The 251-nt window shown below is 73.3% G+C and carries 1 protein-coding gene; it reads right to left on the bottom strand.

Annotation, left to right across the window (positions count from 1 at the left end):
• A partial coding sequence (locus R0J87_RS22865) for a hypothetical protein (RefSeq protein ID WP_498889222.1) occupies positions 1-251 on the bottom strand: 251 nt, incomplete at both ends.

Here is a 251-nt window from a genome sequence, read left to right as displayed (position 1 = left end):
CGTGCAGGGCGAGTCGGAGGACGAAGGTCTCGTCCACGAGATCGACCTGGAAGTCTTCGGCGGCGCGGGCGATCTCCGCCCGGACCGCGGCTTCGACGGCCGGGTCCACACCGCTGCGCGCGACCTCTCTCGTCGCGTCCTCCCCCGGCGCGACGATCCGGGTCAGGACCAGGGAGGCGAGGTGACCGCTGTCGCCGTCGCCGAGGACCACGTCGAAGTGCTCGGCGGCGAGCCGGGCGATGACGGCACCC

The sequence above is a fragment of the Halomonas sp. SIMBA_159 genome (genome assembly GCF_046536035.1).
Taxonomy (GTDB): domain Bacteria; phylum Pseudomonadota; class Gammaproteobacteria; order Pseudomonadales; family Halomonadaceae; genus Vreelandella; species Vreelandella venusta_A.
The sequence above is the reverse complement of the archived record's forward strand: the minus strand, read 5'-3'. Positions and strand labels throughout refer to the sequence as shown.